This is a genomic window from Neorhizobium sp. AL 9.2.2, from assembly GCF_013317225.1.
Classification (GTDB): domain Bacteria; phylum Pseudomonadota; class Alphaproteobacteria; order Rhizobiales; family Rhizobiaceae; genus Neorhizobium; species Neorhizobium soli.
This window is the reverse complement of the sequence record NZ_JAALXU010000003.1, coordinates 524886-541065: the sequence shown is the minus strand read 5'-3', so window position 1 is coordinate 541065 and position 16180 is coordinate 524886. Positions and strand designations below refer to the sequence as shown.

At 61.7% G+C, this 16180-nt stretch carries 13 protein-coding genes; 8 read left to right on the top strand and 5 right to left on the bottom strand.

Annotation, left to right across the window (positions count from 1 at the left end):
- Window positions 1–567 precede the first annotated feature (567 nt).
- The 3 genes from xdhA to xdhC are packed head-to-tail and all read left to right on the top strand — an operon-like array spanning window position 568 to window position 5266.
- Window positions 568–2040: a xanthine dehydrogenase small subunit gene (gene xdhA / locus G6K99_RS09380; RefSeq protein WP_174196377.1), complete on the top strand. Its 1473-nt coding sequence runs from the start codon at window positions 568–570 to the stop codon at window positions 2038–2040.
- Window positions 2040–4379 carry a xanthine dehydrogenase molybdopterin binding subunit gene (gene xdhB, locus G6K99_RS09375; protein ID WP_174196804.1) on the top strand — a complete coding sequence of 780 codons (2340 nt, stop codon included), beginning with the start codon at window positions 2040–2042 and terminating at the stop codon, window positions 4377–4379. Before xdhA ends, xdhB begins: the two co-directional genes overlap by 1 nt.
- Window positions 4380–4411: 32 nt before the next feature.
- Window positions 4412–5266, top strand: coding sequence for a xanthine dehydrogenase accessory protein XdhC (xdhC, locus tag G6K99_RS09370; protein WP_174196376.1), 855 nt, complete (start codon window positions 4412–4414; stop codon window positions 5264–5266).
- Window positions 5267–5274: 8 nt separating this feature from the next.
- On the opposite strand, the gene G6K99_RS09365 is transcribed toward xdhC, so the two are convergent.
- A complete protein-coding gene (locus G6K99_RS09365) occupies window positions 5275–5499 on the bottom strand; it encodes a hypothetical protein (protein ID WP_210261661.1) in 225 nt (74 codons plus the stop codon).
- A 116-nt stretch (window positions 5500–5615) separates the two neighbouring features.
- Here G6K99_RS09365 and G6K99_RS09360 point away from each other — a divergent pair, with 116 nt between their 5' ends.
- A complete protein-coding gene (locus G6K99_RS09360) occupies window positions 5616–6512 on the top strand; it encodes a LysR substrate-binding domain-containing protein (protein ID WP_174196374.1) in 897 nt (298 codons plus the stop codon).
- Between the two features lie 13 nt (window positions 6513–6525).
- Here the strand turns inward: G6K99_RS09360 and G6K99_RS09355 are convergent, their stop codons facing one another.
- From G6K99_RS09355 to G6K99_RS09345, 3 genes are all read right to left on the bottom strand, one after another.
- Window positions 6526–6834, bottom strand: coding sequence for a hypothetical protein (locus G6K99_RS09355; RefSeq protein ID WP_180215472.1), 309 nt, complete (start codon window positions 6832–6834; stop codon window positions 6526–6528).
- Between the two features lie 257 nt (window positions 6835–7091).
- Window positions 7092–7475, bottom strand: a complete 384-nt coding sequence (locus G6K99_RS09350) for a response regulator (protein WP_174196373.1) — start codon at window positions 7473–7475, stop codon at window positions 7092–7094.
- A complete protein-coding gene (locus G6K99_RS09345) occupies window positions 7476–9482 on the bottom strand; it encodes a GAF domain-containing protein (RefSeq protein ID WP_062455494.1) in 2007 nt (668 codons plus the stop codon).
- 179 nt (window positions 9483–9661) lie between these two features.
- Between G6K99_RS09345 and G6K99_RS09340 the strand changes: the two genes are divergently transcribed.
- On the top strand, window positions 9662–10615 hold the full coding sequence (locus G6K99_RS09340; RefSeq protein WP_371816154.1) for a GGDEF domain-containing protein: 954 nt from the start codon (window positions 9662–9664) through the stop codon (window positions 10613–10615).
- A gap of 5 nt (window positions 10616–10620) precedes the next feature.
- On the opposite strand, the gene G6K99_RS09335 is transcribed toward G6K99_RS09340, so the two are convergent.
- Window positions 10621–11049, bottom strand: a complete 429-nt coding sequence (locus G6K99_RS09335; RefSeq protein WP_113166803.1) for a GFA family protein — start codon at window positions 11047–11049, stop codon at window positions 10621–10623.
- 183 nt (window positions 11050–11232) lie between these two features.
- On the opposite strand from G6K99_RS09335, the gene puuD reads away from it, so the two are divergent.
- The 3 genes from puuD (at window position 11233) to G6K99_RS09320 (ending at window position 16112) form a co-directional block, all read left to right on the top strand.
- Window positions 11233–12474, top strand: coding sequence for a urate hydroxylase PuuD (gene puuD / locus G6K99_RS09330; protein WP_174196372.1), 1242 nt, complete (start codon window positions 11233–11235; stop codon window positions 12472–12474).
- 8 nt (window positions 12475–12482) lie between these two features.
- Window positions 12483–13826, top strand: a complete 1344-nt coding sequence (guaD, locus tag G6K99_RS09325) for a guanine deaminase (protein ID WP_174196371.1) — start codon at window positions 12483–12485, stop codon at window positions 13824–13826.
- A 315-nt stretch (window positions 13827–14141) separates the two neighbouring features.
- Window positions 14142–16112: a methyl-accepting chemotaxis protein gene (locus tag G6K99_RS09320; RefSeq protein WP_174196370.1), complete on the top strand. Its 1971-nt coding sequence runs from the start codon at window positions 14142–14144 to the stop codon at window positions 16110–16112.
- The last annotated feature ends 68 nt before the right edge of the window (window positions 16113–16180 follow it).

Sequence of the window (16180 nt, the reverse complement as noted above, 5' to 3'; positions counted from 1 at the left end):
CGCGCGTTGTCCTCCCCACGACCCTCATCCCTGTGCTTGTCACAGGGATCCAGTCACGCGAAGTCTTTCGCGTGGAAAGGCTCTTCCGCGTCGCGGACGCGACGCTGCTGGATTCCTGTGACAAGCACAGGAATGAGGAGAGTTGGGCGGGTGTTGCGACGGAGACGCTAGGTGGTCGCTGCGGTGGAGAGATCCGGACAGCTGTCTCGGCGGAAAGGTTGCCTCCCGCGTCCCCGCCAAAAATATCTCCATCGACGTCGACCGCACTGCGCAGTAGACTTGCACGAAGCAAGCGATGTGGTGACGGCGCCACCCCCGTTTCCCTCATTCCTGTGCTCGTCACAGGAATCCAGTCACGTGAAGTCTTTCGCGTGAAAAGGCCCTTCCGCGTCGCGGACGCGACGCTGCTGGATTCCTGTGACGAGCACAGGAATGAGGAGAGTTGGGCGGGTGTCGCGGCGGAGACGTCGGGGCGTCGCGTCGCGGCAGAGACTTTGAGCGGATGCCTCGGCATCCGCGCCAATGAAATTGAAAGCAGAAGCCGGGAACGGCGGACGAAGGAGACAGATGAGTTCAGCGATCCGCTTCATTCTCAACACGGAAGAGTTGAGCCTTGGAGATTTCGGCCCCACGGAAACGCTTCTCGATTATCTGCGCCTCAGAAGGCGGCTGACGGGGACGAAGGAAGGGTGTGCCGAGGGCGATTGTGGTGCCTGCACGGTGCTGGTGGGGAGGCTGAGCGAACGCGGCCTGATCTATGAAAGCGTCAATGCCTGTATCCGCCTGCTCGGATCGCTGCACGGAACCCATATCGTCACGGTCGAACATCTGGCCGCAAAGGATGGCGTTCTGCATCCGGTGCAGCAGGCGATGGTCGATTGTCACGGCTCGCAATGCGGCTTCTGCACGCCGGGCTTCGTGATGTCGCTTTATGGGCTCTGGCTTTCCAACGAACAGCCGTCGCGCCAGGACATCGAAAGCGCCTTGCAGGGCAATCTCTGTCGCTGCACCGGTTACGAGCCGATCGTGAAGGCGGCCGAACAGGTGGCGGAAAGCCGCCCGAGCGCGCTGTTTGATCCGCTGGAACGCGACCGCACCGAAATCATGGGCAAGCTTTTCTCCATGCAGTCGGCGACCGATACGATCGTCGTGGAGAAAGACGGCGCCCGTTCCATCGTTCCGGCCTCGGTCGAGGCCTTTGCCCAAGTCTTTTCCGAAAACCCTGATGCAACGGTCGTGGCCGGTGCCACCGACGTCGGACTGTGGGTGACGAAGCAGCTGCGGTTGCTCGATCCTGTCATCTTCATCAACCACCTCAGCGAACTCAAGGCGATTACCATCGAGGATGGAGGCGTCTCCATCGGCGCCGGCGTCAGTTATGCAGATGCGCAAGGCGTGATGGACGCGGTGGTTCCCGCCTTCGGCCGGCTGATCGACCGGATCGGCGGCAGCCAGGTGCGCAACATGGGCACGATCGGCGGCAATATCGCCAACGGATCGCCGATCGGCGACACGCCGCCGCCCCTGATCGCGCTGGGTGCCGAACTGACGCTGCGTTCCCATTCCGGTCGCCGCACGATGCCGCTCGAGAATTACTTCATCGCCTATGGCAAGCAGGACCGGCAGCCCGGCGAGTTCGTCGAAAAGATCGTCGTGCCGCGCCCGGCAGAAGACAGCCATTTCGCCGTCTACAAGATTTCCAAGCGTCGTGACGAGGATATTTCGGCGCTGTGCGGCGCGTTTTACCTGATGCTCGATGCGGAAGGGCTGGTCGAGGAGATCCGCATCGCCTTCGGCGGCATGGCGGCAATCCCGAAACGGGCGACCCATGTGGAAGATATGCTGATAGGACAGCCCTGGAGCTGGGGCGTGGTATCGGCCGTGCGCGACGCGTTCGATGCGGATTTCCAGCCCCTGACCGACTGGCGGGCGACCGCTGAATACCGCAGCCTGACCGCCAAGAACCTGCTGACGCGGTTCTTCCTGGAGACCGCCGGAGCACCGAGCGAGCTGCACCGGTTCGAGCTGGAGGAAGCATGATGGACAACACAAGCTTTCCGATGAAACCCGTGATCGACGGCCCGATGCATGTGTCGCTGAAGCATGATTCGGCGCACAAGCATGTGACCGGGCAGGCCGAATATATCGACGATATTCCGGAACCCGCGGGCACGCTGCATGGCGGGCTGGGCCTTGCCGATCGTGCCCATGCCCAGATCGTGTCGATCGACCTCGAAGCCGTCAAGGCCGCACCCGGCGTCGTCTGGGTGATGACGGCGGACGATATTCCGGGGGCCAACGACGTCGGCTCGACCGGACGCCATGACGAGCCGCTGCTGGCGACCGATCTCGTGCAGTTCCACGGCCAGCCGATCTTTGCGGTGTTTGCGGAAACGCGCGACCAGGCCAGGCGTGCAGCACTTCTGGCAAAGATCGAGTATAGCGACCTTCCCCACTGGAGCGACATCGCAGGGGCCCGCGACAATGGCGCGCCATTCGTGACCGAACCGATGACGCTGAAGCGCGGCGAGCCGGAGGCCGAGATCGGCAAGCCGCCGCTTCGGGTCCAGGCCTCGATGGAGATCGGCGGCCAGGAGCATTTCTACCTCGAAAGCCACATCGCCTTTGCGATTCCGGGCGAGGACGACGACGTGATCGTCTGGTCCTCCACCCAGCATCCGAGCGAGGTGCAGCATATGGTGGCGCATGTGCTGGGCGTGCCGAACCACGCGATCGAGGTTCGCACGCGGCGCATGGGCGGCGGTTTCGGCGGCAAGGAGACCCAGGGCAACCAGTTCGCGGCCCTTGCGGCCGTCGCGGCAAAGAAGCTCAACCAGGCGGTCAAATTCCGGCCGGACCGCGACGAAGACATGTCGATGACCGGAAAGCGCCATGATTTCCGGGTCGATTACGATATCGCCTTCGACGAGGACGGCCGCATCCACGCGGTCGATGCGACCTACGCGGCGCGCTGCGGCTTTTCCGCCGATCTCTCCGGTCCCGTCACGGACCGGGCGTTGTTTCATGCGGATTCGAGCTATTTCTACCCGCATGTGCACCTGACGTCGCAGCCGTTGAAGACCCACACGGTGTCCAACACCGCCTTTCGCGGGTTCGGCGGGCCGCAGGGCATGCTCGGCGCCGAGCGGATGATCGAGGAAATCGCCTATGCGGTCGGCAAAGACCCGCTCGAGGTGCGCAAGCTCAATTTCTACGGACAGCCCGGCTCCGGCCGCACCACGACCCCCTATCATCAGGAGGTCGAGGACTGCGTCATCGCCCGCATCGTCGACGAACTAGAACAGTCGAGCGACTATCAGGCGCGGCGGCAGGCAATCCTCGAGTTCAACGCGCAAAGCCCCGTCATTCGCAAGGGCATCGCGCTGACGCCGGTCAAGTTCGGCATCTCGTTCACGCTCACCGCCTACAATCAGGCGGGCGCGCTGGTGCATGTCTATAACGACGGTTCGATCCACCTGAACCACGGCGGCACCGAGATGGGCCAAGGTCTCTATACCAAGGTGGCGCAGGTCGTGGCCGACGCCTTCCAGGTGGATATCGACCGGGTGAAGATCACGGCGACCACCACCGGCAAGGTGCCGAACACATCCGCGACGGCTGCCTCTTCCGGCTCCGATCTCAACGGCATGGCCGCCTACGATGCCTGCCGGCAGATCAAGGAGCGGCTGGTGGATTTCGCCTGCCGGCAGTGGAAGGTGGACAAGTCGGAGGTGGAATTCCTGCCCAACCGCATCCGCATCGGCGGCGACACGGTGCCCTTCGATACATTCGTGAAGGCCGCCTATTACGACCGGGTCCAGCTTTCTGCGGCCGGTTTCTACAAGACGCCGAAGATCCATTGGGACCGGGCGGCCGGAAAGGGCCACCCGTTCTACTATTTCGCCTATGGAGCCTGCGTGTCGGAAGTCTCGATCGACACGCTGACCGGCGAGTACATGATGGATCGCACCGACATTCTCCATGATGTCGGCAAATCGCTCAATCCAGCGATCGATATCGGCCAGATCGAAGGCGCCTTCGTGCAGGGCATGGGGTGGCTGACCACCGAAGAACTGTGGTGGGATGCCAAGGGTCGCCTCAGAACGCACGCGCCCTCCACCTACAAGATCCCGCTCGCCTCAGACCGGCCGAAGATCTTTAACGTGCAGCTTGCGGAATGGTCGGAAAACGCCGAACCGACCGTCGGCCGCTCGAAAGCCGTCGGCGAACCGCCGTTCATGCTGGCGATCTCGGTTCTCGAAGCGATCTCGATGGCGGTGGCAAGCGTTGCCGACTACACCGCCTGCCCGAGGCTCGATGCGCCCGCGACGCCGGAAAGGGTGCTGATGGCGGTCGAGCGGATGAAGGCTTTGGGGTGAAGAGCGATGCTGCAGCCGCATGAGCCCCAACCATGACCCTGCCGCTTGCCGCGTTTCTCGCCGCCAACCCCGCATCGGTCCTCGTCGCGATCGCGGAGGCGAAGGGCTCGACTCCGCGTGAGCAAGGTACGTTCATGCTGGTGAGCAGCACGGCGATCTGGGGCACGATCGGCGGCGGCCAGTTCGAATATATGGCGATCGACAATGCGCGTGCCATCCTGGCAGGCTCGGGCGCAGCGGTGATGGATATTCCGCTGGGGCCTGAGATCGGCCAGTGCTGCGGCGGTCGCACGAAACTCGTGTTTACCGTCGTGACGCCTGAAGTCGCTACGGATCTGCAAACCCGTATGCGCCGCGAAGAGGACACGCGCCCCGAAATCTACCTGTTCGGCTGCGGCCATGTGGGTCTGGCGCTGGCACGCGCCCTCGTGCCCCTGCCCTTTGCCGTCACGGTCATCGAGACACGCGCCGAGGCGCTGGAGGGACTGCCGCTAGAAGTGTCCGCAAGGCTGACCGCCATGCCGGAAGCACATGTGGCGGAGATTGCGCCGGGTGGCGCGGCTGTCATCCTCACCCACGACCATGCGCTGGATTTCCTCATCGCCGAACGGGCGCTTTTGCGGGCAGACCTCGCCTATGTCGGCATGATCGGCTCGGCCACAAAGCGCGCCACATTCTCGAACTGGCTGCAGCGGCAGACGGAGAACCGCGACATGAGTTCGGCGATGATGTCCAGGCTGACGCTGCCGGTGGGCAGTGTGTCGGCTGATGGCAGCGTCAAGGACAAGCGCCCGGCCGTGATCGCAGCGCTCGTGGCCGCCGAACTGTTGCACCGCGTCCCGGCCCGGCATCCGGTCGAAAGTGTCTCGGCGCGTTCTTCGGTCTGACACGCGCCTCACGGAAAGCGCTGGTAGCGATCCACCTCGGCCCACGCCTCCGAACGGAAGCGACGCTTGACGGTGCTGGGCGTGATCCTCTCGTCGAGCAGACCGAAGGCCCGCAGTTCGTCCTCGCTGACATTCTCCACGTCGCACCGCTGGCGGGAGCCCGAGATCATCGATGTCAAAAAACCCACGCTTGTTTTCAGGCGCAGAAATGCAGCGCGCAAACCACTGAACATGGCCGCTTCTCCCTTGTTGAGTCATCACTGATTTGATGTTTGTGCTTGGAAGATACGCGCAAAAATGCTCCGTTTCCAATGGAACATCCGTCTGTATGGATGAAGAGGGCTTATCCATGAAAATGTCGACGAACTTTCCGCTGAACGCCCTTCGCGTCTTCGAAGCGGCAGCGCGGCACCTGAGTTTCACCAAGGCCGGCGAAGAGCTGGGCATGACGCAGACGGCCGTGAGCTATCAGATCAAGCTTCTCGAGGAGACGCTCGGCGACCAGCTGTTCCTGCGCCGGCCGCGACAGGTGTTGCTGACGACCGCCGGCGAACGGCTGGCACCAAAAATATCGGAAGCGTTCGGCATCATGGACGAGGCTGTGGCGGGAACGAAGGAACTGTCAGAGAGCACGCTGGTCATCCACACGACCGCGACATTCGCATACCGGTGGCTCGCCCCTCATCTCGGCACATTCCAGATGCAGAACCCCGACATCGCGGTGCGGCTCGAAACCTCCCAGACCGTGGTGGACTTCACCCGGACCGAAGCCGACGTGGCGATCCGCAGCGGCACCGGCCACTGGCCGGGACTGACCTCGCATTTCCTGATGAAGAGCGATTTTACGCCGATGCTGAGCCCGGTGCTGGCCGAAACGATCGGCGGCGTTCGCGAGCCGGCCGACATCCTGAAGCTGCGGATCATCGACGCGGGCGATGTCTGGTGGCGGCTGTGGCTTGCCGCGGCCGGCATTCCCGATGCGGATCTCGGGGGACGACCCAACAGCCGTTTCGGGGCACAGGCTTTCGAGGCGGCGGCCGCGATCGCCGGACAGGGCGTGGCGATCCTGAAGCCCGAATTCTACGCCGACGACGTTGCACTCGGACGACTGATCCAGCCGTTCGAACTGAGGGCCTCGGACGGCAACGACTATTGGTTCGCCTATCAGGAGACGCGGCGGCATTCGAAGAAGATCCGCGCCTTCCGTGATTTCATGCGCCTTATGATGCCGAGTTTCAGAGACTGATCATGCTGGTCGTTCAAAAGCCCATGTCGGGCGCGTAGAAACAGCGCAGCGTGTCTTCCGTCGGATAGAGACAGATGTGATATTCGGAATCGGTGCTGCGACGGGCCGCGCTCTGCGGCAGCTGGAAATCATGGGTGCGGGTGACCAGACGGTGGTCACCGGGCTTCAGGATGATTTCGTAACCGCCGCTTGTGATCCTGACATTCCTGGTCGGGATCCTCTGGCAGTCGCCGGTATGATTGTTGCCGTTGCAGCAGTAGGAATCGTACTTGAAGCCGCTCACGGCCTCGTGCGCCCGCCCCTGAGCAGTGGGAATGCTCAACGTGGATACACCGGATACAAACGCAATCACCGCGCCCGTTGGAAGGCACCGCCTGCTCGGCGTCATGTCACTACGCATAAGCCTGTTCTCCGTTGATGAATGTCATCTCCGGCGACGCGCTCAACGCAATACCCGGCACCGCCGGAGGACTTGCAAAGCTTACAATACGCGAGTCGGCTGGTGCCGCTAAACAAAATAGTGCGGCGCACAACTTGCGTATTAGATTTTTCTTAAAGAAACGCCAGTTACGCAGGCATTCAGAGGTGCGAGACCATCCGGTGCAGCTGGGCGGCGATCTTGGCGGCATCGTAGGGCTTGCTGTAGAACACGCTGCGGGCCGGCATATCGTCCTTGCCAAGCTTCACATGGCCGGACACGATGATGATCTCGATCGGCGGCCAGCGGTCGCGCACCATGGCGGCCAACCGCATTCCGTTCATGCTGCCCGGCATATCGATGTCGGTAAAGACGATGCGGATATCCTTACGTTCCTGGAGAATTTCGACTGCCTGATCGGCACTTCGAGCCTCGACTGCTTCGAAACCGGCTTCTTCTACGAGGTCCGTCGCCATCATCAAGAGCAGCGGTTCGTCCTCAACTACGAGTACGACGTGCCTTGAAGGCGGGGTAAGTGATCCCATTCAGATATCTGCCTGCTGGAGCTGAGGGAGAGACGCGTGCATCTGGGCGACGAAGCCCGATGGTTCATAACGAACGTTAACGCCGCCTGTTCCGGCCAGTCCCATACGAATAAGTTTCGATCCAAACCCATTGGCCTGCGGTTCGGCAACCTGGGGCCCGCCGCTTTCCTGCCAGCTGAAGTTGAACGACGAAAGATCGCCCTCGCCTTCCACGTGCCAGTTAATGGCAACGCGGCCTGTCGTGTTGGAGAGACTGCCATACTTGATCGCGTTGGTGGCGAGCTCGTGCAGCACGAGCGACAGCGACAGCGTACCCTTGGGTCCAAGCATGATCGGGTCGCCGACAATGTCGATCCGCTCGCGCACGGAGAGACGGTCAAGCGTCTTTTCAACGACGTTGGAAACGGGGGCACTACTCCAGTTGCGCTCGAGAAGGATTTCGTGCGCGGTGCTCAGCGCATGCAGGCGACGCTCGAAAGCATCCACGTGGTTGCGTTCCTTAACCGGACGCAGGGTCTGGGAGGCGATGGCCTGCACCATGGCAAGCGTGTTTTTCAGACGGTGCCCGAGCTCACGCTGCAGGACCATCTGTTCGGCCTCGGCATGCACGCGGGCAATCGCGGCCTGGATGCGATCGCCAAAGCTGCGCAGGAAAGCCAGTTCTTCGGTGCTCCACGCATAGGGATGCGTGTGATGGGCGAACACGACCAGATTGAAACGCCCCTGATCCATGATCGGCACATTGACGAGGACGCGGATATCCAGATCCAGCAGTGCCTGCGCATTGTCGCGGGTTCTCGGGTCCTGCGTGACATCGGGGATGACGACGGGGTTGCCAAGCCTCAGATCGTTGATGAACGAGCCGTAATCGCGGAAGTGATGCCGGCCGGAAAGAGACACGACACCGGGCGCGGTCCATTCCGGCTGCATCATCACCGTCTCGTCAGCAAGGTTGACGATGCCGAAACCGGCGCGGGTGGCGTCCAGTGCCTTGGCCATCAGGTCGGCCGCCGCCATCGCCATGGACTCTGTGTCGGTCAGATGATTGAGACGGTCGCCGAGATCGAGCAGAGCCTGGACGCGGGCGGCCGCCCGCTTGATGACTGTGACGTCCTTCACCGCACCGATCATCTTGATCGGCCGTCCGCTCTCGTCGTGAACGAAACTGGCGGTGCGCGAAATCCAGCGGATTCCGACATCCGTGTTGATGCGATACTCGACGTCGAGTGAATCCGTGGCCTCCCGACGGCCGAGGTCGCTCGACTGCAAGCCCCGGTCGCTCTCCACGACCATTCCCTCAAACAGGGAGGACGGATAGATTGGTGCGACGGGCAGATGGAAGATGCGGCAAAAGGCCGGCGACGTCTTGGCCTGACCGGTCTCGATATCCACTTCGAACGTGCCGACGCCGCCAGCCTCCTGGGCAGCCAGCGTCTCGTTTGCAGCGGCCCGCATATGCGATGTCAGGCTCTTCTGCCGGCGAAACAGATCGTCCTTGCGCTGCGACAGCCGGCGCGCTTCAAACAGCGCAATCACCTGGCCTGCAAGCGCGCGCAGTCCTTCGCGCTGTTCGTTGTCGAGACCGTGCGGCCGCGGCACACTGTCGATGACGCAGAGGCTGCCGATGGTGATATTGTCGGGCGTGATCAGCGGTGCGCCTGCGTAAAAGCGGATGAATGGCTCGCCGGTCACCAGCGTGTTGTCGCGCGTGCGCGGATCGTCCTTGAGATCGGGAATGATCAGAAGATCGGAACTGGCGAGCGCATGGCGGCAGACCGACTGGGAGAGCGGCGTTTCAGACGGGCTGAACCCGACACGCGCCTTGAACCACTGGCGTTCCGCATCGACAAGACTGATCAGCGCCACCGGCGCCTTGCAAAGCGCGGTGGCGATCTGGACGATCCCGTCGAACTCCGGTTCAGACGGAGAATCCATGATGTCGTAGGCTTCGAGGGCCTCGAGACGATCGAGAAGGGCGGCGTGTTCGTCGAGATCGGCGATGAGCAAGGGAAACTCTGAAAATTGCAATTGACGCTAAGATAGGGCGCAAAAATGATTTGTCACCACTGCACGGTCACTGCTGCTGCTCAACCGCGTATACCGCGGGTTGAAACAAATTGCCTAACTGATCATTCATAAGTAACAGCTAAGAAATACGCAGACAGAGACTCACATTCTGGGACATCATGGCCTTGAACGACGACGCGACGCTGCGGCAGATGGCCGGGCTGATGGAAGTTGCAGGCGTCCTGATCGCAGTGTTCGATCAGGACGACAGGCTACGTTTCGCCAATCGTGCGTTCCGGGACGCCTGGTGCCTCGACGAGACCGAAAATCCGCTCTGGTCGGAGATGATGCGCCGCAATTTCCTGTCAGCGCGCGGCACGGTCATCAAGGCGACGGATTTCGAGACATGGCTGCGCTCCACCCTTTCGCGGCGCGGCAAGACCGGCTTTCGCGCCTACGAAACCGACCTTCACGACGGCCGCTGGCTCTGGATGACGGAAACCATGCAGCCGAACGGCTGGATGCTGTGCGTTGCAAGTGACATCACCTCGATGCGCCCCGACGAAAGAACGCTCCGGCAGGACCGCGACGACGCGATCAGGGTCTCCCAGATCGACGAACTGACCGGCATTCCAAGCCGGCGGTTCGCGATGGCAAAGATCGACGATCTGTTGCGCTCGCAAGGTGGGGCGCCATCGCAGCCGGCCGGATGCCTGGCCGTGCTCGACATCGACAATTTCAAATATATCAACGACCGTTTCGGCCATTCGGTCGGCGATGCGGTGCTGAAGGACTTTGCCAAGACACTGCACAGCCATGTGCGAAAGACCGACGTACTCGGCCGTGTCGGCGGCGAGGAATTCGTGCTGATCCTGCCCAATGCATCACCGGAAAACGCGCTGACGATCGTCGGCAAGATGCTGGAGGCGGTGCGTCACTCGCGGCCCGTCGCGGAACAGCAGAGCTTCCGCTACACGTTTTCTGCAGGCATCGCGTCCGGCGACAGCGGCGATAGCGCCGCCGACCTCTACCGGCGCGCCGACTTGGCCCTTTATGCCGCCAAGATGCGGGGCCGCAACCAGGTCTGCCTCGATCCGGAAACACGCCTGGGACGGATTACTGCCGCTGTCTGACAGCCTCAGGATGTCGAGTATCTGAGGACACCTGCAATCCCCGAATTTGGATCGGCACCCGTATCGGCCGGATGACGGACGCCGTCCATGACCGTCACTTCGGGGAAATCGAACGGACTGACACCTTCGATGCAGGCGACATTGATGCCGAACTGCTCCGGATTTGAGCGTCGCTGGTGATGGGTATAGATGCCGCAGGTCTTGCAGAAATAGTGTTTCGCAGTCCCCGTATTGAACTGATAGAGCGTCAGGCTGTCCTCGCCTTCAAGGATGGTGAGATCGCTCAGCAGCGCAGAGGCAACGACGGCTCCCCGCATGCGGCAAAACGAGCAGTCACAGCGCCGGATCGTGTTGAACCCATCCGACAACTTGACCCGCAAGCGCACCGCGCCGCAGTGGCACGAGGCATGATGGGGTTCTGCGGTTTCGCTCATGGGTAGCTCCTCGATCCTGATTGGCCCAAAAGCTAGTCCGGATGGACGGGCACGGCAACCTCGTCCGCTCCCCTCATCGCCATATGATCTGTATCGCAATGACGGTGGCGTCCGCCCCTCTTCCCTCTCCGCGATTTTTTCCCCAAAGTGCGCTGCAGGGGAACTGAATCGGGAACACACGGAATGTACGAATACGCGATCGCCTGGGAATGGCTGAGCTTTGCAGCGCGCTGGTTTCACGTCATCACTGCGATCGCCTGGATCGGCTCGTCCTTCTACTTCATCGCGCTTGATCTTGGGCTGGTGAAGCGGGCACATCTTCCCGTCGGCGCCTATGGCGAGGAATGGCAGGTGCATGGCGGCGGGTTCTATCACGTCCAGAAATACCTGGTGGCGCCGGCGCAGATGCCGGAGCACCTGACCTGGTTCAAGTGGGAAAGCTACGCCACCTGGCTCTCCGGCTTCGTGATGCTGTGCATCGTCTATTATGGCGGCGCAGACCTGTTCCTGATCGACCGCACGGTGATGGACCTGTCATCCCTGCAGGCGATCGGCCTTTCGCTGGCGTCACTCGGTATCGGCTGGGTCATCTATGACCAGCTGTGCAAATCGCCTGTCGGTAAGAACACCTGGGCGCTGATGGGCATTCTCTATGTGGTTCTGGTCGCGATGGCCTGGGGCTACACGCAGATCTTTTCCGGCCGCGCCGCCTTCCTGCATCTCGGCGCCTTCACCGCCACGATCATGTCGGCCAACGTGTTCATGATCATCATGCCCAACCAGCGCATCGTCGTCGCCGACCTGATCGCCGGACGCACGCCCGATCCGAAATACGGCGCGATTGCCAAGCAGCGTTCGCTGCACAACAACTACCTGACCCTGCCCGTCATCTTCTTCATGCTGTCGAACCATTATCCGCTGGCGTTTGCCACCCATTTCAACTGGGTGATCGCGGCGCTGATCTTCCTGATGGGCGTGACGATCCGGCACTGGTTCAACACTACCCATGCGCGCAAGGGCAAGCCGACCTGGACCTGGCTGGTGACGGTGCTCCTGTTCATCACCATCATGTGGCTTTCGACGGTGCCGAAAGTGCTGACCGGCGAGACCGAGATATCGAGCGCATCGGCCATGACGCCGATCCAGCAGACATTCGCATCCGACACGCATTTCGTCGCGGCGCGCAATGTCGTCCAAGGGCGCTGTTCGATGTGCCATGCGGCGGAACCGGTCTGGGAGGGCATCACATTCACGCCGAAATCGGTGAAACTGGAAACCGATGCGGAGATTGCCGCCCACGCCCGCGAGATCTATATCCAGGCCGGCCGGAGCCACGCCATGCCGCCAGGCAACGTGTCCGCCATCACCCTCGAGGAGCGCCTTCTTCTCGTTGCGTGGTATGAAAGTGCAATAGCGTCGAAATAGAGTTTTAGATGACCGATTCCCTGATCCGCGGCCGCCTTCTTTCATTCAAGCGTGCGCCCCTCGCGATGACCGATACCGACAGCTATTCGTACGAGCACGACGGCGCCCTCCTCGTGTCCGGCGGCCGGATCACCGCAACCGGCGACTACGCGCAGGTCAAGGCGCAGGCGCCAGCCGATATCGAGGAGATCGATCACCGGCCGCACCTCATCCTGCCGGGGCTGATCGACACCCATGTGCATTTTCCGCAGATGCAGGTGATTGCGTCCTATGCCGGCAACCTTCTGGAATGGCTCAACACCTACACATTCCCCGAGGAATGCCGCTTCGTCGAGAGCGATCACGCGACGCGCATCGCCACGCATTTCTACGACGAGTTCCTGCGCCACGGCACGACGACGGCGGTTGCCTATTGCTCCGTCCACAAGACTTCCGCCGACGCGTTTTTCGCCGAGGCGATGAAGCGCAACATGTGCATGGTCGGCGGCAAGGTGATGATGGATCGCAATGCGCCGCAGGGCCTGCTCGATACCGCCGAGATGGGCTATGACGAAACCAGAGCCGTGATTGCCGAATGGCATGGCAAGGGCCGCAACCACGTCGCCATCACGCCCCGCTTTGCGATCACCTCGACGCCGGGCCAGATGAAGGCGGCGGAAGCGTTGGCGCAGGAATTTCCCGACCTGTTCATCCAGACGCACCTCTCGGAAAACCACGACGAAATCAAGTATACTGCCGAGCTCTATCCGGAAGCGACGGACTATACCGACATCTATGCCCGCTACGGCCTGCTGGGGAAAAAGACGCTGCTCGGCCACGCCATCCATCTCTCCGAGCGTGAGGCAGATGCGCTGTCGGAAGCCGGCAGCATTGCCGTGCATTGCCCGACCTCCAACCTGTTCCTCGGTTCCGGCCTGTTTCCGCTGAAAGCGCTGAGACGACGGGAAAAGCCGGTCCGGGTTTCCGTGGCCACCGATATCGGCGGTGGTTCCAGCTATTCGATGCTGAAGACCATGGACGAGGCCTACAAGATCCAGCAACTGCTGGGCGAACGTCTCAATCCGCTCGAAAGCTACTACCTGATGACCCGCGGCAATGCCGAGGCGCTGGGCATGGAGGCCGACATCGGCACGCTCGACATCGGATCGATGGCCGACCTCGTCATCCTCGACGCCGGATCGACACCCGCAATGCGGCTTCGGATGGAAACGGTGAAGACCCTGCCCGAAGAGCTGTTCCTGCTGCAGACCATGGGCGACGACCGCGCGGTGGTGGAAACCTATGTTGCGGGCAAGGCGATGAAGACGGGGCTGGGCGGCGATGAAGTGCAGACTGGTGCCGTGGAGGCCTGACGTCTCGACGTAGCCTGGCTGTCGGGACAGGATACCCCATCCCTCCGGGCGCCACCGGCGAACGAAACACCAAGTCTAGAATCCAGTCGTGATGCATTTTCACTGTAATATCAGCGCTTAATTATATTTAAACTATAACTTATTACGCCTGTCTGCGACAGAATATCCCCTGGCAGCCATGAAGGCAGAGCGCAGCTGTCATGCCACACAAGTTTGCCTGACCAATCGATCAGTTTGCATGCGCTCCAGCGATCCCGGCTGGCGCCAGCAACGCTGATGGAATGGAGGCTTCTCCGCTACTCCACGAGGGGTTATATGTCGTTTTTGAAAAATGCGAGTATTCGCACCAAGATACTGTCTGTCCTTATCCCGCTCTGCGTCGTTGGCCTGGGCGCTACAAGCTTCGTTGCAAGCCGCTACAAGGCTGCCGATACCAGCTACTCCGATTTTATTTCGACAGACACCGTTGCGGCTGTGGAAATGGCCCGCGCCAACCGCAATCTTGCGGCGACGGGCTATGCCGCCTACCAGACCCTTGCCTATCCCAGGGGCAGCGAGGGGATGACGGCTGCCACTGCTTTCTACAAGGAAAGCAAAACCAACCTGATGGTGCGTCTCGAGCATATCCGTACACTCGTGCCAACCAGAGCGGCAGACCTCGACCCGCTCGTGACCCGCGTCAAGGCAGTCCTTACGCTGACTGACGAGGCTGTTGCCCTCGGTGAAAACGACCAGGACGAAATCGCCAAGGCAGCTCTTGTGAAGGTCGATCAGCAGGTTCTGCCGCTGGCGAAGGACCTCGCGGCATTCCTCGAGCGGTTGAGCGCAGATGTGAATACCAAGAGCAACGCGATCACCGACGAAACGAACTCGACGATCTTCAACGCACTGCTCGTTCTCGCAGTCGTGTTTTCGGCCGGTATCGTCGGAGCGCTCCTCGTCTCCGCCAAGGGCATCACCAAGCCGATTGCCAACCTGCGCGAACGCATGGCGTCGTTGGCACGGGGTGAAACAGAGGCACCGATCGAAGGTCAGGATCGCCGCGACGAGCTTGGCGCCATGGCGGCAGCCGTTGCCGTGTTCCGCGACAACGCGCTGGAGCGCATCCGCCTCGAGCGCGAAGCCGATGCCAACCGGAGCCTGTCCGATCGCGAACGCATCGAACGCGACGCGCAAAAGGCAAAGGACGCAGCTGACACACAGTTCGCGGTGGACCAGCTTGCCGGCGGACTGGCGAAGCTTGCACAGGGTGATGTCGCCTACCGCCTCGACACGCCGTTCGTCGCGCATCTCGATGCACTGCGCAACAACTTCAACGATTCGGTTGCCAACCTTCAGGAAACCCTGCAGGCCGTCGGCAACAATGCCCGCGGCATCGACGGCGGCGCCAATGAGATCCGTGCGGCCGCCGACGATCTGTCCAAGCGCACCGAACAGCAGGCTGCATCGGTCGAAGAAACCGCAGCCGCCTTGGAGCAGATCACCACCACGGTGAAGGATTCCAGCAAGCGCGCCGAAGAAGTCGGCAACCTCGTCACCAAGGCCCGTGCCGGCGCCGAGCGTTCCGGCGCAGTCGTGCGCGATGCGGTCACCGCCATGCAGGGGATCGAAAAGTCCTCGGGCGAGATCTCCAGCATCATCGGCGTCATCGACGAAATCGCCTTCCAGACCAACCTTTTGGCCCTAAACGCCGGTGTCGAAGCCGCGCGTGCCGGTGAAGCGGGCAAGGGTTTTGCCGTCGTCGCACAGGAAGTCCGCGAACTCGCACAGCGGTCTGCCAAGGCCGCCAAGGAGATCAAGGAACTGATCACCGCATCAAGCGAGCATGTCCGCTCCGGCGTCCACCTCGTCGGCGAGACCGGCAGGGCGCTGGAAGTCATCGTCGCCGAAGTCCAGGAGATCAACCGGCACGTCAACGCAATCGTCGACTCCGCACGCGAACAGGCGGTCGGGCTGCAGGAGATCAACACGGCGGTCAACACGATGGACCAGGGCACCCAGCAGAACGCCGCCATGGTGGAAGAATCGACTGCGGCCAGCCACTCGCTTGCCAAGGAAGCAGCCTCGCTGAACGACCTCCTGTCGCGCTTCAACCTCGGCCAGGGCGAAAACCGCTCCGCATCGGTTGGCCGTCGCGGCCATGCTCCGTCGGCTCCGATGGCCGTATCGCCGGCCTCGCGCCAGACACCATCGCCGGCACGAGCACTCGGCAACCGCATCGCTTCAGCCTTCGGCGGCGGTTCGTCATCGGCCGCGGCACAGGCCCAGTCCTGGGAAGAATTCTGAGGCTCAGCCACAAAACCCGGCCACAGATTGAGTAAACTACGACGGGCGGCCTTGGCCGCCCGTTTTCC

What these genes read in the sequence shown, in the direction of transcription:
- xdhA (WP_174196377.1), top strand. Translation starts at nt 568, where the DNA reads ATGAGTTCAGCGATCCGCTTCATTCTCAACACGGAAGAGTTGAGCCTT.
- xdhB (WP_174196804.1), top strand. Translation starts at nt 2,040, where the DNA reads ATGGACAACACAAGCTTTCCGATGAAACCCGTGATCGACGGCCCGATG.
- xdhC (WP_174196376.1), top strand. Translation starts at nt 4,412, where the DNA reads ATGACCCTGCCGCTTGCCGCGTTTCTCGCCGCCAACCCCGCATCGGTC.
- G6K99_RS09365 (WP_210261661.1), bottom strand. Translation starts at nt 5,499, where the DNA reads ATGTTCAGTGGTTTGCGCGCTGCATTTCTGCGCCTGAAAACAAGCGTG.
- G6K99_RS09360 (WP_174196374.1), top strand. Translation starts at nt 5,616, where the DNA reads ATGAAAATGTCGACGAACTTTCCGCTGAACGCCCTTCGCGTCTTCGAA.
- G6K99_RS09350 (WP_174196373.1), bottom strand. Translation starts at nt 7,475, where the DNA reads ATGGGATCACTTACCCCGCCTTCAAGGCACGTCGTACTCGTAGTTGAG.
- G6K99_RS09340 (WP_371816154.1), top strand. Translation starts at nt 9,662, where the DNA reads ATGGCCTTGAACGACGACGCGACGCTGCGGCAGATGGCCGGGCTGATG.
- G6K99_RS09335 (WP_113166803.1), bottom strand. Translation starts at nt 11,049, where the DNA reads ATGAGCGAAACCGCAGAACCCCATCATGCCTCGTGCCACTGCGGCGCG.
- puuD (WP_174196372.1), top strand. Translation starts at nt 11,233, where the DNA reads ATGTACGAATACGCGATCGCCTGGGAATGGCTGAGCTTTGCAGCGCGC.
- guaD (WP_174196371.1), top strand. Translation starts at nt 12,483, where the DNA reads ATGACCGATTCCCTGATCCGCGGCCGCCTTCTTTCATTCAAGCGTGCG.
- G6K99_RS09320 (WP_174196370.1), top strand. Translation starts at nt 14,142, where the DNA reads ATGTCGTTTTTGAAAAATGCGAGTATTCGCACCAAGATACTGTCTGTC.